At 67.9% G+C, this 19,062-nt stretch carries 20 protein-coding genes and 4 tRNA genes; 20 read left to right on the top strand and 4 right to left on the bottom strand.

Annotation, left to right across the window (positions count from 1 at the left end; genetic code table 11):
* Positions 1-31: 31 nt before the first annotated feature.
* The gene (locus tag C2868_RS07560) at positions 32-937 is read right to left on the bottom strand and encodes a sulfurtransferase (RefSeq protein ID WP_100810695.1); all 906 of its coding nucleotides are present in this window, start codon (positions 935-937) and stop codon (positions 32-34) included.
* A gap of 186 nt (positions 938-1,123) precedes the next feature.
* Here C2868_RS07560 and zapE point away from each other — a divergent pair, with 186 nt between their 5' ends.
* The 3 genes from zapE to C2868_RS07545 all read left to right on the top strand — a co-directional run bounded on the left by zapE (position 1,124) and on the right by C2868_RS07545 (position 4,216).
* Entirely contained in the window at positions 1,124-2,155 is a 1,032-nt protein-coding gene (gene zapE / locus C2868_RS07555; protein ID WP_100811315.1) for a cell division protein ZapE, read from the top strand.
* A 181-nt stretch (positions 2,156-2,336) separates the two neighbouring features.
* Entirely contained in the window at positions 2,337-3,605 is a 1,269-nt protein-coding gene (locus C2868_RS07550; protein ID WP_100810696.1) for an ammonium transporter, read from the top strand.
* 89 nt (positions 3,606-3,694) lie between these two features.
* Positions 3,695-4,216 (top strand): type II toxin-antitoxin system PemK/MazF family toxin, encoded by a 522-nt coding sequence (locus C2868_RS07545; protein WP_100810697.1) that lies wholly within the window; start codon positions 3,695-3,697, stop codon positions 4,214-4,216.
* 61 nt (positions 4,217-4,277) lie between these two features.
* Here C2868_RS07545 and C2868_RS07540 read toward each other — a convergent pair.
* Positions 4,278-4,350: transfer RNA gene (locus tag C2868_RS07540), tRNA-Val, on the bottom strand.
* 148 nt (positions 4,351-4,498) lie between these two features.
* Between C2868_RS07540 and C2868_RS07535 the strand changes: the two genes are divergently transcribed.
* The 14 genes from C2868_RS07535 to C2868_RS07470 all read left to right on the top strand — a co-directional run bounded on the left by C2868_RS07535 (position 4,499) and on the right by C2868_RS07470 (position 11,880).
* A tRNA-Gly gene (locus tag C2868_RS07535) sits at positions 4,499-4,571 on the top strand.
* Positions 4,572-4,635: 64 nt separating this feature from the next.
* A tRNA-Cys gene (locus tag C2868_RS07530) sits at positions 4,636-4,709 on the top strand.
* 32 nt (positions 4,710-4,741) lie between these two features.
* Positions 4,742-4,813, top strand: a tRNA-Val gene (locus C2868_RS07525).
* Positions 4,814-5,339: 526 nt separating this feature from the next.
* The gene (locus tag C2868_RS07520) at positions 5,340-5,609 is read left to right on the top strand and encodes a hypothetical protein (protein ID WP_103663110.1); all 270 of its coding nucleotides are present in this window, start codon (positions 5,340-5,342) and stop codon (positions 5,607-5,609) included.
* A gap of 293 nt (positions 5,610-5,902) precedes the next feature.
* A complete protein-coding gene (locus tag C2868_RS07510) occupies positions 5,903-6,319 on the top strand; it encodes a hypothetical protein (protein ID WP_103663108.1) in 417 nt (138 codons plus the stop codon).
* Entirely contained in the window at positions 6,316-8,682 is a 2,367-nt protein-coding gene (locus C2868_RS07505; RefSeq protein ID WP_103663107.1) for a phage/plasmid primase, P4 family, read from the top strand. Before C2868_RS07510 ends, C2868_RS07505 begins: the two co-directional genes overlap by 4 nt.
* A gap of 9 nt (positions 8,683-8,691) precedes the next feature.
* Positions 8,692-9,450: a hypothetical protein gene (locus C2868_RS07500; protein ID WP_103663106.1), complete on the top strand. Its 759-nt coding sequence runs from the start codon at positions 8,692-8,694 to the stop codon at positions 9,448-9,450.
* Positions 9,447-9,788, top strand: coding sequence for a hypothetical protein (locus C2868_RS07495; protein ID WP_103663105.1), 342 nt, complete (start codon positions 9,447-9,449; stop codon positions 9,786-9,788). Before C2868_RS07500 ends, C2868_RS07495 begins: the two co-directional genes overlap by 4 nt.
* Complete coding sequence (locus tag C2868_RS07490) at positions 9,785-10,174, top strand: hypothetical protein (RefSeq protein ID WP_103663104.1); 390 nt, start codon at positions 9,785-9,787, stop codon at positions 10,172-10,174. Before C2868_RS07495 ends, C2868_RS07490 begins: the two co-directional genes overlap by 4 nt.
* On the top strand, positions 10,167-10,745 hold the full coding sequence (locus C2868_RS07485; RefSeq protein ID WP_146048019.1) for a hypothetical protein: 579 nt from the start codon (positions 10,167-10,169) through the stop codon (positions 10,743-10,745). Before C2868_RS07490 ends, C2868_RS07485 begins: the two co-directional genes overlap by 8 nt.
* Positions 10,742-11,095: a hypothetical protein gene (locus C2868_RS07480; RefSeq protein ID WP_103663102.1), complete on the top strand. Its 354-nt coding sequence runs from the start codon at positions 10,742-10,744 to the stop codon at positions 11,093-11,095. The genes C2868_RS07485 and C2868_RS07480 overlap by 4 nt, the downstream gene beginning before the upstream one ends.
* Positions 11,092-11,334 (top strand): hypothetical protein, encoded by a 243-nt coding sequence (locus C2868_RS07475; RefSeq protein ID WP_103663101.1) that lies wholly within the window; start codon positions 11,092-11,094, stop codon positions 11,332-11,334. Before C2868_RS07480 ends, C2868_RS07475 begins: the two co-directional genes overlap by 4 nt.
* Complete coding sequence (locus C2868_RS17400) at positions 11,331-11,468, top strand: hypothetical protein (protein WP_181003382.1); 138 nt, start codon at positions 11,331-11,333, stop codon at positions 11,466-11,468. The genes C2868_RS07475 and C2868_RS17400 overlap by 4 nt, the downstream gene beginning before the upstream one ends.
* Positions 11,461-11,880, top strand: coding sequence for a hypothetical protein (locus tag C2868_RS07470; RefSeq protein ID WP_103663100.1), 420 nt, complete (start codon positions 11,461-11,463; stop codon positions 11,878-11,880). Before C2868_RS17400 ends, C2868_RS07470 begins: the two co-directional genes overlap by 8 nt.
* 124 nt (positions 11,881-12,004) lie before the next feature.
* Here C2868_RS07470 and C2868_RS07465 read toward each other — a convergent pair whose 3' ends face one another.
* Together C2868_RS07465 and C2868_RS07460 are read right to left on the bottom strand one after the other, a co-directional pair.
* A complete protein-coding gene (locus C2868_RS07465; protein ID WP_103663099.1) occupies positions 12,005-13,189 on the bottom strand; it encodes a tyrosine-type recombinase/integrase in 1,185 nt (394 codons plus the stop codon).
* 590 nt (positions 13,190-13,779) lie between these two features.
* Positions 13,780-14,940 carry an SLC13 family permease gene (locus C2868_RS07460; protein WP_100810698.1) on the bottom strand — a complete coding sequence of 387 codons (1,161 nt, stop codon included), beginning with the start codon at positions 14,938-14,940 and terminating at the stop codon, positions 13,780-13,782.
* 202 nt (positions 14,941-15,142) lie between these two features.
* Here C2868_RS07460 and C2868_RS07455 point away from each other — a divergent pair, with 202 nt between their 5' ends.
* From C2868_RS07455 to C2868_RS07445, 3 genes are all read left to right on the top strand, one after another.
* Positions 15,143-16,228 (top strand): hypothetical protein, encoded by a 1,086-nt coding sequence (locus C2868_RS07455; RefSeq protein WP_100810699.1) that lies wholly within the window; start codon positions 15,143-15,145, stop codon positions 16,226-16,228.
* Positions 16,229-16,443: 215 nt separating this feature from the next.
* Positions 16,444-18,450, top strand: a complete 2,007-nt coding sequence (thrS, locus tag C2868_RS07450; RefSeq protein ID WP_100810700.1) for a threonine--tRNA ligase — start codon at positions 16,444-16,446, stop codon at positions 18,448-18,450.
* A complete protein-coding gene (locus C2868_RS07445; RefSeq protein WP_232711170.1) occupies positions 18,447-19,013 on the top strand; it encodes an HIT domain-containing protein in 567 nt (188 codons plus the stop codon). Before thrS ends, C2868_RS07445 begins: the two co-directional genes overlap by 4 nt.
* Positions 19,014-19,062 lie beyond the last annotated feature (49 nt).

Below are 19,062 nucleotides of genomic sequence, written 5' to 3'. Positions count from 1 at the left end.
GTCTGCCACGGTGTGTGCCGTGGGCGGCCGGTCAGCGCCGCGCGGGAACCTCTCCGGGCTCGGCGCCGGTGGCGATCGGGACGCGCACCGCGCTGCCCCATTCGGTCCACGAACCGTCGTAGTTGCGCACGTTCTCGAAGCCGAGCAGGTGCTTGAGGACGAACCACGTGTGACTCGACCGCTCGCCGATGCGGCAGTACGCGACGACCTCGTCGCCGGGCGTCAGACCGGCGCCGGCGAGGTAGACGTCCTCGAGTTCGGCGCGGGAGCGGAACGTGCCATCCTCTGCCACGGCCTTCGCCCACGGGACGCTCTGCGCCGACGGGATGTGTCCGGCGCGCAGCGCGCCCTCTTCGGGGTACGCGGGGGCCGAGGTGCGCTCACCCGAGTACTCCTCCGGCGAGCGGACGTCGATGAGCGGGTTGCCGAGGTGCGCGAGGACATCGTCCTTGTAAGCGCGCAGCGTCGAGTCGTCGCGCTCGACGACCGGATAGTCGGTCGGCGTGATGGCAGGGGCATCCGTCGTCATGGGCCGGCCCTCGGCGATCCACCGATCGCGACCGCCGTCGAGCAGACGCACGTCTTCGTGGCCGAACAGCGAGAACACCCAGAGCGCGTAGGCGGCCCACCAGTTGTTCTTGTCGCCGTAGATCACGATCGTGTCGTCTCGGTTGATGCCCTTGCGGCTGAGCAGCTCGGCGAAACCGGCGCCATCGAGGTAATCGCGCACCACCGGATCGTTCAGCTCGGTGTGCCAGTCGACTTTGACCGCTCCCGGGATGTGACCCGTTTCGTACAGGAGCACGTCTTCGTCCGACTCCACGACGACGAGTCCCGGCTGCCCGAGGCGGTGCTCGAGCCAGTCACCCGTCACGAGGCGTCCGGGGTTGGCGTACGCCTGGAACTTCGGGTTCGACGTGTCGGTCTCGGCAGTCATCTCATGTCTCCTCTGTCTCGGGGACGGGCACCACTATCGTCGCGGGGCGGATGGCCGCCGCGGCGGGGATAGGGTGGAAACCGTCTCCAAGAACCCTAGATCGGCTGGCGGGGGCGTGGATGCTCCTCGTCGGTATGTGACACGACGCATGCTGCCGTGCCGCTTCTGACACACACCAAGGACCGGATGTCTGCTTCGACCGCCACGGGCATCGTTCACCTGGCCGACCGCGAACCCGCGCTGACGGGCGCCGAGATGGTTTCGCACCTCGTCCCGCCGCCGCAGTTCGATCGGGCGACGTTCGAGACGTACCGCGTCGATCCGGACTATCCGTCGCAGCAAGAGGCCAAAGACACCCTCATCGCATTCTCGGGGCTGTCCGAAGCACCGAAGCGCGGGGGCCTGTTCTCGCGGGCGAAGAAGCTGCCCGAGGTCAAGCCCGGCGTCTATCTCGATGGCGGGTTCGGTGTCGGAAAGACGCACCTTCTCGCGGCGATCTATCACGGCATGCGCGCGCGGCGGAAGTACTTCGGGTCGTTCATCGAGTACACAGCACTCGTCGGGGCCATGGGCTACAAGAACACGGTCGAGCTGTTCCGGGGTGCGGACCTGCTCTGCATCGACGAGTTCGAGCTGGACGACCCGGGTGACACCATGGTCATGACGCGGCTGCTCGGAGAGCTCGTGGCATCCGGCACCAAACTCGCCGCGACGAGCAACACCCCGCCCAATGCGCTCGGTGAGGGTCGGTTCGCGGCGCAGGACTTCCTGCGTGAGATCCACGCCATGGCCGCGAGCTTTCAGACGATCCGCATCGACGGCGTCGACTACCGTCAGCGCAAGCTCGACGGGCACGCCGAGGTGCTGGCCGATGCCGCGTACGAAGCGGCGATAGCGGATGCTTCGCGCAGCGGCGTGGTGTCGGATGACGACTTCGAGGCGCTGGTCGCGCATCTCGCTCGCGTGCACCCGTCGCGGTACATCCGCCTCATCGAGAACGTCGACGTCGTCGGCCTGCGAAACGTCGCGCCGCTCACCGATCAATCGGCCGCGCTGCGCTTCGTGGCTTTCATCGACCGGGTGTACGACGCGCAGGTGCCGATCCGGGCCACGGGCGCCTCTCTCGACACGGTGTTCCCGGACGAAATGCTCGCCGGTGGGTACCGCAAGAAGTATCTGAGGGCCGTTTCGCGCCTCATCGCCTCCACAGCGGCATAAAGACGGGCCCCTGGAGGGCGATTCACCGTTTTCTGGAAGATCTGCGAAACGCGATGTTTACCGGGGAGCGCGTTGCGTAACCTGCGCGAAACATCGATCCCACCGCGGCCGTAACCATCTCTGTCCAGACTGGGGACACCCGACGCTACAACTGCGTCCCTGCAGAGAGGTTCACTTCGAGATGGATCAAGGCAACACCGCATTCATCCTCATAGCAGCGGCACTCGTCCTGCTGATGACGCCCGGACTTGCATTCTTCTATGGCGGTCTGGTCAAGGCCAAGAGCGTCATCAGCATGATGATGCTCAGCTTCGGCGCTATGGGACTTATTGGCGTGCTGTGGGTGGTCTACGGCTACGCCGTGGCATTCCCCGGTGCAGAGGGCATCGTGGCCCCGTGGGCCATCGACTGGTCGGCTATCGGCCTCGACAGCCTCCTCGAGACGCCTGAGGGCGCCGCGTACCCGCCGCTGGCATTCGTCGCCTTCCAGGCCACGTTCGCCATCATCACGGTCGCACTCGTCTCCGGAGCCATCGCGGATCGCGCGAAGTTCGGAGCATGGATGGTCTTCGCCGCAATCTGGGCGACGGTCGTCTACTTCCCGGTCGCGAGCTGGGTCTTCAACTTCGGCCTGGCCGACGATGGAAGCTTCGCTTATGGCGGCTGGATCACCTACGGCATGCAGACCTGGTTCGGAGTCGGCGCGATCGACTTCGCCGGTGGAACTGCTGTCCACATCAACGCTGGTGCGGCGGCTCTGGCCCTCGCCCTGGTGCTCGGCAAGCGTGTCGGCTTCCAGAAGGGCGTTCACGTCCCCCACAACCCGCCGTTCGTCCTCCTGGGCGCGGGGCTGCTGTGGTTCGGATGGTTCGGCTTCAACGCCGGTTCGGAACTGGCCGCTGACGGAACCGCTGCGCTCGCGTTCGTCAACACGATCGCTGCTCCCGCCGCCGCATTGCTCGCGTGGCTGATCGTCGAGAAGATCAAGGACGGCAAGCCGACGTCGGTCGGTGCCGCCTCCGGTGCCGTCGCTGGTCTCGTCGCCATCACCCCCGCCTGCGCCGCGGTCGACCCGATCTGGGCAATCCTGCTCGGTGTCATCGCCGGTGCCGTCTGCGCCCTCGCGGTGGAGCTGAAGTACAAGCTCGGCTTCGACGACTCGCTCGACGTCGTGGGTATCCACCTCGTCGGTGGTCTCATCGGAACGCTGTACATCGGCTTCTTCGCCACGAGCACGGGCCTGTTCTTCACGGGCGATGCGACGCAGCTGCTGGTTCAGGCGATCGCCGCGTTCTCGGTCATGATCTACTCGTTCGTTCTCGCGTACATCATCGGCTTCGCGATCCAGAAGACCATGGGCTTCCGGATCAAGAACGAAGACGAGATCGCGGGCGTCGACACGATCGTTCACGGCGAAGAGGGCTACGTCCTCGCCGACACCAGGGCCTGACACTCCGGTCTGACACAGCACGATTCGGAGGGGCGTCGCGAGCGATCGCGGCGCCCCTTCGGCGTGCCCGGTGTCGGTAGAGTTCCCGGATGGCGGAGCGCAGAGGCATCCTGGGCGCGCTGAGGCGTCTCTTTCACCGTCCGGCAGGGCGGAGTGGCTCGGGCCGCGTGGGGGCGCCAGACGCGATCCCCGGGAGCGCAGGAGCGTTCGCGACACGGGCAGTCGTGCCACCCCGCACGCTCGTGCTGGAATATGCGCCGGATTCGGATGGCGCGCCCGACGCGGGAGAGATCGTCTGGACCTGGGTGCCGTACGTCGAGAACGACGGGCGGGGCAAGGATCGGCCCGTGCTCGTCATCGCGCGGGCAGCGGGGGACTGGTTCTACGCGCTTCGGCTGACCGGCACACCGCGCGACGGTGACGCGAGCTACTTGGCGCTGGGGCCGGGACCGTGGGATGCGCGCGGGCGACCGTCGTGGCTCGATCTGGGCAAGGTGTACGCGGTGCACATGGACGGAATGCGGCGCGAGGCCGCGGCGCTCGATCGTGCGCGCTTCGCGAAGGTCGCGGGCGTCTTGCGCGTGCGTTACGGCTGGACGGTGCCGCAGTAGTTCGTCGGGTCTGGGCGTGCTGGCAAACGAAAGAGCCCCCGAGTTCATCGGGGGCTTGACGTGGGCGATGCCGGACTCGAACCGACGACCTCTTCCGTGTGAAGGAAGCGCGCTACCAACTGCGCCAATCGCCCCAGGACTCTTGGGGCCGGTTCACGATGATACCGGATCGCGGTGCGCCCGACCGAACGTGCCGCCGCGACACGCGTGTAGCCGGTCTGGTTTGTCGAGGCGTCGACGATCAGCTAAAGTCATTGAGGCGCCCCGCACGATGGGGCCCACGCGGATGTAGCGCAGTTGGTAGCGCACAACCTTGCCAAGGTTGGGGTCGCGAGTTCGAGTCTCGTCATCCGCTCGAGTGCAGTGTTCTGTCCCGGAGAAATCCAGGGGAGCGTACGGCACGTGGGGTCAAACCACACGGTGGCGTGGCCGAGCGGCTAGGCACCGGCCTGCAAAGCCGTTTACACGGGTTCGAATCCCGTCGCCACCTCCAAGCACTCCATTCACAACTGAATCCCCTTGTGGGCGCGATTGGCGCAGCGGTAGCGCGCTTCCCTGACACGGAAGAGGTCACTGGTTCGATCCCAGTATCGCGCACTGAGAAAACCCCTGGTAACTCGGGGGTTTTCGCGTTTACGGGAGAGCGTGTGTCCTAAGCGTGCCCTTAGGTGCGACGATCGGACTCGATAGAGGGCCTCTCCCTCCGCCCTCTCGTTAGGGTGGCCACGACGCATAGTTACGAAGCAGCGGCGCCACGACGAGCCCCGCTCGAGCTCCCCTCCGCAGCACTCCACGGGCGACAGTGCACACGGCGCCGCGCGAGCCGGCGGAAACGCCCTGCGCTAGTTTCGGCGGATCTCGGCTCTTAGCGACAATCCGCGTGTTTCCGGGGTTCTAACGGTGCTCACCACGCTTGCCACACTTCTCTAGGTAACTTTCCTAAATAAATCCTTCGTGTGAGGAAGTACCAGATGAAGTGTGGCAAGCGTGGTGAGGTCATTTCGGGGCCCTCGTGACGACCTCTAACGATCGTCTCTCGGCCACTAGCCGATAGGCCCTCTGACCGGGTACTTTTCTCGGCGCGTTGGTTACATGTCGGGCCGCATCGTGCTACGGTGTGAGCATGGATCAGGTGACGGTGTACTGCGGCAAGGGGCACAAGCCCCGCCGCGTCGGCATCGTCACGTCCGAAGCGCAGGGGTTGCCTTGGCTTCGGCAGGATGCAACGGCTGAGGCCTGGACGACGGGCGACTTGTTCGCGCAGCCGTCGGGCGTCAACTATCGGCACCGCTTCGTGTGCCCGTGCGGCTCCGACTATCGAGTGCGCGGCGCGTCCCTGTATCCCGAGCTCGAAGCGCGACGCGAGTCGCGCGGACGTCTCGTAATCCGATAACCGAATAGCCGGGGGGCAGAGCCCGGGATATAAGACGCTCGGCCACCTAAGCCCTTAGGCGGGGAGAGATTCCTCACGCCTAGGGGCTTTCCCTTGTCACACACACCTCCCGCTCAGCGTCCCCGATGGGGGACCGTCGAAGATGCCGCCGCCGAGGCGACAGTCTCCGCCCGGACGATCAGACGCGAGATCTCGCGCGGCGCTATCTACGCCGAGCGGATCTCGCCGCGACGTATCCGCGTTGACCTCGACTCAATCGCCGGGCGTCCGCTCAGCGTCGCGAGGGCCGCTCGATGAGCGCCCGCGCCGAGCGCCGGCATCCGGAGAAGGCCGCCGTCGATCCCGCCGTCTGCGAGCCGCGCCGGAAGCGGACCCGCGAAGAGATGCGCGCCCTCGGCGTGATCGGCGGATACGCCCGCGCCGCGAGTCTGACTGAGGACGAGATGCGGGAGCAGATGCGCCGCGTCCGCGCAGCGCGCACGGCGAAGGATGACGCACGCCGGGCCGAGCAGGGCCTGCCGCCTCGTGTGTCGACGCCGAAGCCGCTCAGCGACGAGGAGGAGGCCTTCTGGCTGACCGTCGTCGACGAGCGATTCCCCGGCCGTGTCTACGACAATCGGATGCAGAAGAAGCGCCTCGCCCTGCGTCTGGCACGCGAGGCGGCCGCCCGCGCAGCCGAGGCCGCGTTCCGGAACCGGGGCGCCGAGTGACCGCCGACCGCGGCGCGAAGGTCGCCGCGCCCTCGAACACGATCGACGTAGCCGTCTCCCTCGCGAAGGTCGGCTGGCCTGTCTTCCCCGTGACGATCTACGAGGCCCCCGACGGCAAGCGCTCGAAGGTGCCCGCCGTCCCGAAGGGCACCTCGTGGAAGGACTGGGCGACGACCGATGAGACGAAGATCCGTGCGGAGTGGCGTCGTGGACAATGGATCGGCGTCTACGCCGGAGCGGCCCGCATTGTCGTGCTCGACGTAGACCCCGGCGGCGACGACAGCCTCGCGGCGAAGGGACTCACCCCGCCGGACACGTTCACCTATCCCACGCAACGCGAGGGCGCCCGTCACCACGTCTACGCCGCCCCCGAGGGCATCGACCTCACGATCACGGCCGGACTCGTCTACGAGGGCGACAGGCTCGAAGGGATCGACATTCGATCCGGCGGCGGCCTCATGGTCTACTACGGTCCCGCGCTCAAGAAGGCGCCGAAGCTCACCGCGGCGCCCGACTGGATGCTCGTCACGAAGGCACAGGGCGGCGCGCCCGGTGCCGACGGCATCGATCGAGCACCATCGGCCGACGAGAACGCGCTGCGCGAACGCCTCGCCGATGGGATGCCGTCGCCAGAAGTGCAGGCCGCGCTCGAGACGATCACGAGCGAGGGCATGCAGCACCCCGACATGCTCGCGGCGGTGACGGAGCTCGTCGGGCTCGGCGTGAAGGGGCATCCCGGCGTAGGAGTCGCCCTCGACGCTGGCCGCGAGACGTACGCCGCCGGCTGGCCGGATGCCGGCCGGCACTGGGACAACGCGCTGCAGGGCTCGATCCGTCGTCTCGGACTCCCGCCGAGGACGATCGCCCTCTCGAAGGCGGAGCGGAAGGCGATCCGTCGACGGAACAAGCCCGAAGCGATCGAGAAGCGCAAAGCGGAGCGCGAGAGTGTGGCCGATCCGATCGGCTCCCTCGACGACGCGAACCTTCCGGTCGTCGTCGCCGATCACTTCCGCGACGTGCTCTCGTTCGTCGCCGGCGGCTGGCTCAAGTACGACGGGATGCGCTGGGCAGACGTGAGCCATGAGCACGTCCTCGAACTCGTGCGCGCGTATCTGGAAGACCTCGGCGCCGATCACTACCGGCGCCGCGAGGACCGCGTGGCCGTCTGGCTTCGCCGGAAGACAACGATCGTCAACGCGGCGCAACTCATCCGAGGCATTCTCGAGCGCAGCGCCGACGCCTTCGACGCCGATCCCGACGTCCTCAACACGCCGAGCGGCATCGTTCACCTGCCGACGGGCGAGGTCCGCCCGCACGACCCCGCCCTTCTTCTCACGAAGGTCACGCGCGCCCCGTACAAGCCGGGAGCGGCGCATGAGGACTGGGAGACGGCGCTCGAGGCGCTACCGAAGAAGACGCGGGACTGGATGCAGATCCGCGCCGGCCAGGCGGCGACCGGGCACACGCCCGACGACGACCGTCTCATCATCGGCCAGGGCACGGGCGAGAACGGCAAGTCGACGTACTTCGCCGCGCTACTCCGAGCACTCGGCGACTACGCGATCGTCGCCCCGGAGCGTCTGCTGCTCGCAGCGCCGGGAGATACCCCGCTCGAGATCATGAGTCTCCAAGGCGTACGCCTCGCGATCTCGGAAGAGCTTCCCGAAGGGCGGCGGCTCAGCGTCAAGCGGCTGAAAGACACGATCGGAACGCCGACGCTCAAGGGCCGGCGGCTCTATCGCGATTACGTCGAGTTCATCCCGACGCACACGCTCATGATGAGCACGAATTACGAGCCGGAGATCGCCGAGACGGATCACGGGACGTGGAGGCGGCTCGCCTTCGTGCGCTTCCCCTATCGCTACGTGAACGAGCCGGTCGGCGACGGGCAGCGTAAAGCCGACCGTCGCCTGCGCTCGCGACTCGAAAGCGGCAGGGGCGGCCGTGACGCCGCGGTCCTCGCGTGGGTAATCGAGGGTGCCCGTCGCTGGTATGACGCCGGCATGCGCACGCCTGAGCCGCCGGCGCGCGTCCTCGACGACACGGACGCACTACGCGCGACGTCGGATCTCGTCATGGCCTTCGCGAACGACTCCCTCGTCTTCGGGCCCGACGCGATCGTATCGACGACAGGGCTCGCCGAGCGGTTCCGCGCCTGGCTCTCGTCCAACGGTCACACGGCATGGTCGCAGCGGCTCATCACGTCGCGCCTCAAGTCGCACGAGATCTTCACGCGAAACCGCGTGCAGTACGCCGAGCGCACGATTGGCGGCACGTCCGCCCGCGTCTGGCTCGGCGTCGGATTGCGGCCGAACGAGGCCGTCCTCGATTCATTCGTCACACCAACCCACCACACCAACTAGGAGAACGAAGTGCACACTCAGGATCTGACCTACACCAGCCACGGCGGCATGCATAACCGCGTCCCCGTCATCGTCGGCGCCGACGTCAAGGCGGTCACCGCGGCGAGCGAGGCCCTCTTCGAGGCGCACGTCGCGTTCGTCGCGATCAACCGCGAGCGCGCGGCCGCGCAGGGTGACCCCGTGCGCTACGCCGAGGACGCTCGGCTCGCAGCGGCCGAAGCCGGCCAGAAGGGCGGCGACGCAGGGGAGGCCAAGAAGCTCAAGAAGAAGGCGCGCGCAGCCGAAGAGCGCCTCGGCGACCTCGATCTCGACTGGGAGGTCGCGATCGCGAACCTACAGGCGAAGCGGTTCGCATACGCGAGCGCCGTCGAGCATCACGCGCCGGCGCTCGCGGCCGAGGCCCGGACGGCCGCCGACGCCGCGGTCCTCTCCCTCGCGAGTGCCGCCGGCATCGCCCGGAAGGCCGAGACGCAGCTCAGCGGCTCCCTCGCGATCCTCGCGGCACTCGGCCACGTGCGCGCTGGGGGTGAGTTCGCTCCCGTTCCGCCGACGGCACGGTCGGGCGGCATGGGCGGCGCTCCCGGCCTGTACGTCGCCGAGGCGCAGTCGAACCTCAACACGGCGATCGGTTACGCGACGGAGATCCTGGACGATCTCAAGGCGGACGAGAAGGCCGCCGCGCAGGCCGCAAAGGCGGAAGCCGAGGGCGACGACGACAGCCTCGATGATCTCGGCGACGAGGACGAGGACGACGAGGTGGAAGCGTGAGTGCGCTCGGCCGGCGCGCGCTCGCCATTCTGCGCGCGAACGGCTACAGCCGGTGCCGGTGCGCGTCAAAGCATCGGACGATCGAGGCGTGGGTGAAATGCGCGCTCGCCGATCGTCATGTCCGCTTCGGCTGGGAGGGCGGCACGTCGGGGCGGTTCGCGTATCACCACGTCTGCGTCGATCCATACGGCACCGTGTGGAACAACGTCGACCTGTTCCCGACGCTCGAGGCGGCCACGGAATGCCGCGAGCGCGAGCGCGTCGCACACTCCCACGGCAAGTGTTCGGGGACGTGCACGGGCCTAGGCGCCGTCGTCGCGCTGGGGGTGACCTCGTGAGCGGCAAGAAGAAGGCCGGCGAGATCGAGAAGGCCGCCGCGCGCATGCGCGAACGCGACGTAGAAGACGCGGTCCGCGCGATCGCCCTCCGGCGCACCGGGACAGGATGGGGCACGATCGCTCGCTCGCTCGGCCGTACCCAGGTCGAGGTCGAAGAACTCGCGCGCGTCGGATACGAGCACCTTCTGGGGCAGCAGGATCCCGACCTCATCCGCGCAGAGGTCGAGGATCGCCAGGACCAGATCATCCGGCAGGCGAATATCGACCTTGCGAGCGCGGAGACGATCGCCGAGCGCAACGCCTGTTACCGGACGATTCTCGCCGCGGATGCCGCGCGGGTGCGGATGCTCGGCCTCACGATCAAGGCCGGTGCGGACGATGCGTAAGCCGAGTAGCAAGAGGGAGGAAGAGAAGCCGGACGAGGCCCTCCAGCAGATGCTCGAGACGATCGCCCTTCTCGACCGGACGCGCCTCGCGCAGCCGGGGATGACGCAGGCGAAACTCGACGCCGAGAAGGCCCGGAGCGCCGCGAAGTGGGATCGCCGCAAAGCGAAGGCGCTCGCGAAGTGGGATCGGATGACGGTCCTCGAGCGCAAGGCGTGGGCGGATGCCTACTACCTCGAGGCGCGACGGCAGCGCCCGAATGCGAAGCCGGCACCGGTCGCCGAGCTCCCGCTTCTCTTCGCGATCATCACAATCGCCGAACGCGACCGCAGGAAGGCGGCGAAGCGCCCGGTCGTCGACCGCTACGCCCTCCACCGCGCAGCAGCCGGCATGGGAGACGACCAGCCGCGCGCCACGCGCCCGTCTCCCGCGCCCGAAGCGCCGCCCGCGGATATCGAGCCCCCGAAGCCGGAGAAGCCGCGCAGACGTCGCCGAGGCCCCGCCGTCGGCCCCGCCGGCTACCAGAAGGACGGCGTGTTCTACCCATACATCACGGACGGAGACGACGAATGACCTCCACGAACCCCTACGCGCACCCTCCCTTCTTGTGCGTCCTATGCGATCGCGAGATCCCGGCGAGGGCGTGGCATACGGTCCTCACGCCTCTCTCCGCGCTCCCGCCCGTCTCGTCGCCGGAAGAGCGCGAGGCGGCGACCGGCGCGATCGTCTGCGGGAAGTGCCGCGATCTCCCGGACGCCCACTCGCGCCTCTTCCCCGAATGCGCGGCCGCCGGCTACTGCGACCTCTACGACCACGGCCACACCCTCGCAGCGAACCGGGCGGCGGCCGTCGTCTGGCTCACTCAGCACGGCCGCCTCAACCCCGAAACACCGATCACCCCTACGAAAGGAATCCGACCGTGACCACGCGAGATGCACTCGAAGACCGTAAGAACGCCCTCGAGAGGGAGCTCACCCGCCGACAGGCGAAGAAGTCGAATAGCGAGCGCCAGGCCGCGCTCGTCACCCGCGCGGAGGAGGTCGCCGAGGACCGCGACGACGAGCGCGAGCCGGCATACGGCGACGACGAGGGGCGGTCCGGCCGCGGCTCGTCGGCCTCTCGCCGGCAGGCCTCGCTCGTGACGCGGCGGGGTGACTCGTGAACGCCGCGCCCGCGCTTCTCACGGAGCCGAGTCGCGCCGATCTCATGGCCGCCTTCGAGCGCCTGGAGGCGTCGCTCGTGCGACTCTCTGACACGCTACGCCGTGACCTCGAGATGAGCACGGCCGATGCGTAGCTCGCGACAGGGCGCGATCCCCTCCGAGCTTGGCTGGCTGATCGACGAACTCGACAGCACGTCGGAGCGGCTTCGCACTCTCGAGGCCCCGTCGGGGGAATCGCTCGGATCGACGGTCGCGAAGTTGCAGGCGCTGATCGCGAATATCCAGGCGCAGATCGACGCCTGGGCGGCGACGCGCTGGACGAATATCGAGATCCAGAACGCGATCAACTCGACCGTGGCGGCCTACGTCGCTTCGTATCTCGCCGGGAACGTCACGATCGGCGGCTCGCTCAACGTGCTCGCCGACGCGCAAGTCAACGGCGCGATCCGCGCGCCCGGCGTGCGCGCAACCGACCTCACGGCGGTCGGAAGCCGCATCGTTGTCTGGCAGGGCGGCCCGGCCGACCCGCGCCTCGGCCACACCTGATAGACCCCTGGGGCACGCCTTTCCGGCATCCTTTCACCGCCCCAGGTTCCGCGCCTCGCGCGATGAGAGAGCCCCCTCGACGTTCCACTCGTCGAGGGGGCTCTTGCTGTGTCGGAGGGGCGTGCTAAGCCGTCGTCGACCGGCGACTCATCCGCGCCGCGAGCTCGTCGTCGCGGTTGCCGCCGTGCTGATATCTCATCGCAGCGCCCGGCGTCGAGTGTCCGAGCCGCTTCATCGTCTCGGCGAGCGTGGCGCCCGTCTGGGCGTATCTCGTGCCGGCGTAGTGCCGCAGCGCGTGAAACGGCATGTCGCCGCGCCCGGCGGCCGTTCGCGCCTCATTCCAGTGACGCCAGAACGCGGACTGAGCGAGGAACCCCTCGCCGTCGGCCGCCGGGAAGAGCAGGGCATCGCCGATCTTCTCGCGCACGTGCTCGGCGATGATCGCGGCATCCGGCCCGAAGATCGCGACCGGGCGCACGCCGGCGTCGCTCTTCGTATCGCCGGACACGATGCCCCTGGACGTGCGCACGACACCACGCTCGACCTTGATCCGTACGACGTCCGGCTCGACGACGACGTCCTTCGCGCGCAGGGCGGTCGCTTCGCCGTAGCGAAGGCCGCCGATAGCGGCGACGATCACGAGCGCCCGATAGCGGGGCGTGATCGCCTCGAGGATCACGTCTAACTCTTCGTCGGTGGGAGGGATAACCTTCCGCCCGGTGTGGGTGGACTGGCCGCCGCGGATGCCGACGCACGGGTTGGACGCGAGCAGCCCGTCGAGTACGGCCGTCGCGCAGATCGCATTGAGCAGACCGTACGCGCGCGACGTCTGCGTCTTCTTGCCGGTGTCCATCTGCGCCGTGCGCCACGTCCGCACCTTCGCCGGCGTGAGCGCCGAGAGCGTGAGGGCGCCGAGATCCGCGAGGGGGCCGGCGGCTAGGCGTGTGTACTCTTCCCGCGTGCGCGGCTTGAGCTTGTCTCCCTTCGCGTTTGTGCGCTCGGCGATCCACGTCTCGGCGTACTGGCCGAGCGTCTGCGCCTTCGCGGTGGCAGCGGCAGCGCCCGCGCCCGGCGACGTCCACGAGCCCGACGCCATGGCCGCACGCTCGCCGCCCAGCCACGTCTCGGCGTCGCCGCGGGTGTCGTACGTCATCGGGGCGTTGTGGCGCACGCCGTCGGGGCCGACGTAGCTCGCGTGGAATCGCTTCCCGCCGGCCGTCGCGCGGATCTTGCCGAACGATGCGCGCTCGGCCTTGCGTGTGCGACCGAGCGAGTCTGTGATCTCCGCGGCCTTGCGCTTCGTCGCCATGCCGTGCCCCTAACGTCGTGTCCTAACGTGTCCTAAGGGCTGGCAATTCGTGTCCCTTAGTGTCCGCTACTGACCTTAACACGATGGGGCGCGATCCCGCTCTATGACTGGCATCGCGCCGGAATGACGGGGTAGTGGCGATCCTCCCGCATTCTGGTTCGATCCCAGTATCGCGCACAGAGAAACCCCCGGAATTCCGGGGGTTTTCTGCATTCGGGGTGTTGCTTGTCCTCGAACTGTCACATGTCGCTCGATCCGTGGCGCGGATGAAGCCGTTCGCGACCGTTCGCTGGCGCGAGGCGAATCCCGAGCACGCGTGCGGACCGTGTCAAGGCCCCTGACTTTCGGTGCGGCTTCTGATCGGCTGACAACATGACAGATCCGAACGAGCCCGAAATGACAGATCCGAACAAGCGCGAATCAGCACCCGAGCCGACCGCACCCCACCAAACGGACCCGGGGAACAGGGAAGCGACGGCGGAAACAACTGCGGACCCCATCGAGCAGGACGCGGAGCCGCGGGGAAGTTTTGGCGCGGTCCGACCCGATCTCGCCTGACCACCTCAGCTCGCCGGGCCGCGCCGTGATCGTCATCGGAGCGTCAACGGGATGACTGCCAGCCCCACGATCACGGGCGCGCCCACGAGGCCGAGCAGCACGTAGCGGCGCCAGGGAACGTCCACGCCGAGTGCGTGCAGCCGCTGGTGCCAGAGCAGCGTCGCGAGTGAGGCCCAGGGAGTGATCAGGGGCCCCGCGTTCACTCCGATGAGCAGCGCGGCGAGACGAACGGGTGATCCGGCAGCTGACTCGAGGGCGAGATACGCGGGCAGGTTGTTGGTGACGTTGGCCCCCAGCATCCCGATGCCCGCGACCTGCCATAACGAGAACAGATCGTCGCCCGTTCCCGTGAGCGCCGTGACGATCGCGCCCGACCCGAGGGCCTCGACGGAGCCGACCGTCAAGAACAGGCCCGACGCGAACACCACGAGCTGCCACGGAACGAGGCCGACGCGCAGCGTTCGCGGCGAGCGCCAGAGGAAGACGGCGCCGAGCACGACGGCTGCGCCTACCGCCGGAACCCACGGCTCCAATCCCGAGACGAGCAGCGGAAGCAGAACCGCGACGACCATCCCGGCGGCGATGAGCAGTGACCGATCGTGCACGCGTGGCGGGGGAGCGGTGCCGTAGCGCCCAGCGAGCCCGCCGCGGAAGAAGAGCCCCAGCAGCACGACGGATGCCACGATCGCGACGAGCGCGGACGGCCCGAGCAGTGCCACGAAGGCGGGGGTGCCGAGATCGCCGAGGCGATGCGCCGCGAGCAGGTTCGTGAGGTTCGAGACCGGCAGCACGAGCGACGCGGTGTTCGCCAGCCACACGGTCGTGAAGGCGAACGGCAAGGGGTCGAGGCGTCGCGCTCGAGCGACCGAGATCACGACCGGCGTCAGCAGGACCGCCGTCGTGTCGAGGGAGAGGAAGGCCGTCGCCGCTGCGGCGAGCGCGACGACGAGAAACCAGAGCGCCCAGGTTCTGCCCCGTCCGAGCCGCGCGAGGACGGATGCCGCGATGTCGAAGACGCCCGCAATCGACGCCAGCTCCGCAACGACTGTGACGGCCACGACGAACAGCAGGATCGGCCAGACACGGTCGAAGATCTCGAACGCGTCGCCCGCGGGCAGCACCCCGGTGACGATCGCGAGGGCACCCGCCGCGAGCAGGACGGCGCCCATGATCGCGAGTTTCACATGGTCCATCTTGCGGCCCCGAGATGTCACCCGATGTTGGCGACCACGCGCCGTGTCGTGTCTCCCCCGCGCGCGGGCGGGCGATAGCTTGTGGTCGTTCACGCTCCCCGATCCACTGCACAACGCCGCGGATCGCGTGACACTCGCCACGTCGCCTCGGGACCCCGGCTGTCCCCCGAGGGTCAGACGTGGACCCGACGAGAGGATGACCATGGCCCATGACCTTCCCGACACCGACGCCTTCCGCGACAGCCTCGCGGTGTCCCAGAAAGAGAACCTCGCCGCGCTCGGCCTGGGCGACACCGTCGCGGTCTGGGAGGACGGCTACCGCGCCGCCGACGCGGCCGACAGCACGTTCGAGTGGTGGTACTTCGACTGCCAGCTCGACGACGGGTCCACTCTCGTCGTGACCTTCTCGAACAAGCCCCACACAGACCCATCCGGTCCTCTCACGCCGACGCTGCTCGTGATCCGTCAGCTCCCGGATGGCACGCGCCGCCACCTGACCCCGACGTTCCCGGCCGACCAGTTCAGCGCGTCGAAGGATCGCTGCGATGTGCGGATCGGCAACAGCACGGTGACGGGAGATCTCGATACCTACGAGCTGCATATCGAGGCCGACGACCTGGTCGCCGACGTCACGATCACGCGCGCCGCACCGTCCTGGCGTCCGGGTGCCGGTATCACCTACTTCGACTCGAAGCGCACCCACTACCTCGCGTGGGTCGTGCCGGTGCCTTACGGCACGGTCACCGCGCGGATCACCGAGGGCGGCACGACGACCGAGACGTCGGGCAGCGCGTATCACGATCACAACTGGGGTAATCACCTGATGGGGTCGTTCCTCGACCATTGGTTCTGGGGCCGTGCCCACGTCGGCGACTACACGATCGTCTACGTGCGGATGACGACCAAGGGCCTGCTCGGGCTCGGCGAGATGAACATCCCGACCTTCTTCCTGGCCAAGGGCGAGACCGTGATCACGGACGACCTGCTGCCGCTGCGCCTGGTGACGAGCGGGGATGTCCGCGGCCCGGGACACCAGTCGTACCCCGAGCGGCTCGAATGGACGTGGCAGACCGATCGCGGCAGCATCGCGATGACCGTCACGAACCCGACACTCATCGAATCGCTCGACATGTCCACTCCCCGCCACGGTCTGTCGGCGCTGCTGCACGCAGGCTCACATCCGATGTACTACGACTTCAACGCCGATCTCGACCTGAAGATCGATCTGGTCGACCTGAAGGACCACGTCACGGGGCGGACGCTGTACGAGAAGATGATGTTCCGCTGAGCGACGCCGAGTTCGGATGACGGGGCGCCGGTTCGCGGGAGGATGCCTCCGCGGACCGGCGTCTGTCCGCCCCGGTTAGAATCGGGCCATGGATTTCCACGCCGCTGCCTGCGTTCGCGTGCATCTCGACGGGCGAACGCGGAACGCCTGAGCGGGCGGGGCGCGGTGCGCCCGAAGCTGAGTAGCCTGAAATCCGAGCCACCTGGAGAGTTCCCGTGACCGACGTCGCCCCATCGCCCGACGTGTCCTATCCCGCCGACGGCTTCGCGCTGTTCCCCGACCGCTCCGTGGTGGCGCTTCGCGTCAACGGTGAGCTGAAGGATCTCGCGACGCAGGTATCCGAGACGGATGCGATCGAGCCCGTCACGATCGACAGCCCGGAGGGCCTGTCGATCCTGCGACACTCCACCGCCCACGTGCTGGCACAGGCCGTCCAGCGCATCGACCCGCAGGCGAACCTCGGCATCGGTCCGCCGATCGAGGACGGCTTCTACTACGACTTCGGTGTTGCAGAACCGTTCACGCCCGAGAAGATCAAGGCCATCACGAAAGAGATGCAGCGCATCGTCCGCGAAGGCCAGCGCTTCGTGCGTCGTGTGGTGACGGATGACGAGGCTCGGGCAGAACTCGCATCCGAGCCGTTCAAGCTCGAGCTGATCGATCTGAAGAGCGCGTCGAATGCCGCCGACGGCGCGAGCGTCGAGGTCGGGGCCGGAGAGCTGACGATCTACGACAACGTCGATCGCGACGGCGTAACGGTCTGGAAGGACCTCTGCCGCGGCCCGCACGTGCCCGGAACCCGCATGCTCGGCAACGGGTGGGAGCTGACCCGCATCGCCGCCGCCTACTGGCGTGGCAGTGAGAAGAACCCGCAGCTGCAGCGCATCTACGGCACCGCGTGGCCGACGAAGGACGAGCTGCGCGCCTACCAGGAGCGCCTGGCCGAGGCCGCGAAGCGCGACCACCGAAAGCTCGGCAAAGAGCTCGACCTGTTCTCGTTCCCGGACGAGATCGGCTCGGGTCTGTCGGTGTGGCATCCGAAGGGTGGCATCATCCGTGGCGAGATGGAACAGCATGCGCGCCGCCGCCACATCGCGGGCGGCTACACCTACGTGTACACCCCGCACATCTCCAAAGAAGACCTCTTCCTCCAGTCGAACCACTTGGTGACCTATCGCGAGGGCATGTACCCGCCCATCCGCATGGACGAGGAGCGCGATGCCGAGGGTGTGGTGACCAAGCAGGGCACCGACTACTACCTGAAGCCCATGAACTGCCCGATGCACATCCTGATCTACAAGGAGCGTGCGCGCAGCTATCGTGACCTACCGATGCGCCTGGCCGAGAACGGCACCGTCTACCGCAACGAGCTCTCGGGCGCCCTCCACGGCCTGACCCGCGTGCGCGGATTCACCCAGGACGACTCGCACCTGTTCGTCACCCCCGAGCAGCTCGAGTCCGAGGCCACCCGCGTGCTCGAGTTCGTCATCTCGATGCTGCGCGACTTCGGCCTCGACGACTTCGAGCTCGAGCTGTCGATGCGCGACGACGAGAGCTCGAAGTGGATCGGCACCCAGGAATTCTGGGACTACTCCACGAACGCCCTGCGAAACGTGGCGTTGGCGAGCGGGCTCAAACTGACCGAGGTCCCGGGCGAGGCGGCGTTCTACGGCCCGAAGATCGACCTGAAGACGAAGGATGCGATCGGCCGCACCTGGCAACTGTCGACCGTCCAGGTCGACCCCAACCTGCCCGACCGCTTCGACTTGGAGTACACCGGGCCGGACGGTGAGAAGCACCGGCCGATCATGATCCACCGGGCGTTGTTCGGGTCGATCGAGCGTTTCTTCGCCATCCTGCTCGAGCACTACGCCGGCGCGTTCCCGATGTGGCTCTCGCCCGTTCAGGTCGTCGGGATCCCCGTCGCCGAGGACTATGCGCCGTACTTGGAGGACGTGATCGCGCGTCTGCGCGAACGCGAGGTCCGCGCCGAGGTCGACAACTCCGACGATCGGATGCAGAAGAAGATCCGCACGCACACGACCGCCAAGGTGCCGGTGCAGCTGATCGTCGGCGAGGCCGACCGCGCCGGCGGAACGGTCTCGTTCCGGTTCCGCGACGGCACGCAGACGAACGGTGTGCCGGTGGACGAGGCGATCGAGCGGATCGTCGCGGCCATCGCGTCGCACGCCCAGGTGTCGACGGCCGAGGACCTCGCGTGACGGATCCTTTCCCGGGCGCAGATGACCCGGACCTGATCGCGGCATCCGATCTCGCGGGGGTTCCCGACGAGTTCCAGCGTCTCTGGACCCCGCACCGGATGGCCTACATCCAGGCGGGTCCCGAGCCGCTGCGCCTGGACTGCCCGTTCGATGCCGCCCCGCAGATGAGCGACCAAGAGGGGTTGATCGTCGCGCGTGGCGAGACCGCCTACGTTCTGCTCAACCTGTTCCCGTACAACTCCGGTCATCTGCTCGTGTGCCCGTACCGTCACGTCGGCCTGTACGACGAGGCGACGCGCGAAGAGGTCGACGAGATCGCCGCGCTCACACAGACCGCGATGCGGGTGCTGCGCGAGGTCTCGAAGTGCGACGGCTTCAACATCGGCATGAACCAGGGCCGGGTCGCGGGCGCGGGGGTCGAGGGGCACCTGCACCAGCACATCGTTCCGCGCTGGGCGACCGACGCGAACTTCTTCCCGATCATCGCGCGCACGAAAGCGCTTCCGCAGTTGCTCGGCGACGTTCGCCGGGCCATCGCGGATGCCTGGCCCGCTGCGTCCTGAGCCGCTGCTCCCACCGCCGCGCCGCACGCATCGCGTGCGATAACGTGCG

Source organism: Microbacterium sp. CJ77 (genome assembly GCF_002911615.1).
GTDB lineage: Bacteria > Actinomycetota > Actinomycetes > Actinomycetales > Microbacteriaceae > Microbacterium.
Note: the sequence above shows the minus strand (reverse complement) of the source record. Positions and strands in the feature narration are given on the sequence as shown.

Bases quoted from the DNA above. Each gene is read 5' to 3' on its own strand.
- C2868_RS07510 (WP_103663108.1), top strand. From the start codon at position 5,903: ATGAGCGCCCGCGCCGAGCGCCGGCATCCGGAGAAGGCCGCCGTCGAT.
- C2868_RS07455 (WP_100810699.1), top strand. From the start codon at position 15,143: ATGGCCCATGACCTTCCCGACACCGACGCCTTCCGCGACAGCCTCGCG.
- C2868_RS07550 (WP_100810696.1), top strand. From the start codon at position 2,337: ATGGATCAAGGCAACACCGCATTCATCCTCATAGCAGCGGCACTCGTC.
- zapE (WP_100811315.1), top strand. From the start codon at position 1,124: ATGTCTGCTTCGACCGCCACGGGCATCGTTCACCTGGCCGACCGCGAA.
- C2868_RS07520 (WP_103663110.1), top strand. From the start codon at position 5,340: ATGGATCAGGTGACGGTGTACTGCGGCAAGGGGCACAAGCCCCGCCGC.
- C2868_RS07560 (WP_100810695.1), bottom strand. From the start codon at position 937: ATGACTGCCGAGACCGACACGTCGAACCCGAAGTTCCAGGCGTACGCC.
- C2868_RS07470 (WP_103663100.1), top strand. From the start codon at position 11,461: ATGCGTAGCTCGCGACAGGGCGCGATCCCCTCCGAGCTTGGCTGGCTG.
- C2868_RS07480 (WP_103663102.1), top strand. From the start codon at position 10,742: ATGACCTCCACGAACCCCTACGCGCACCCTCCCTTCTTGTGCGTCCTA.
- C2868_RS07545 (WP_100810697.1), top strand. From the start codon at position 3,695: ATGGCGGAGCGCAGAGGCATCCTGGGCGCGCTGAGGCGTCTCTTTCAC.
- C2868_RS07465 (WP_103663099.1), bottom strand. From the start codon at position 13,189: ATGGCGACGAAGCGCAAGGCCGCGGAGATCACAGACTCGCTCGGTCGC.
- C2868_RS07485 (WP_146048019.1), top strand. From the start codon at position 10,167: ATGCGTAAGCCGAGTAGCAAGAGGGAGGAAGAGAAGCCGGACGAGGCC.
- C2868_RS07460 (WP_100810698.1), bottom strand. From the start codon at position 14,940: ATGGACCATGTGAAACTCGCGATCATGGGCGCCGTCCTGCTCGCGGCG.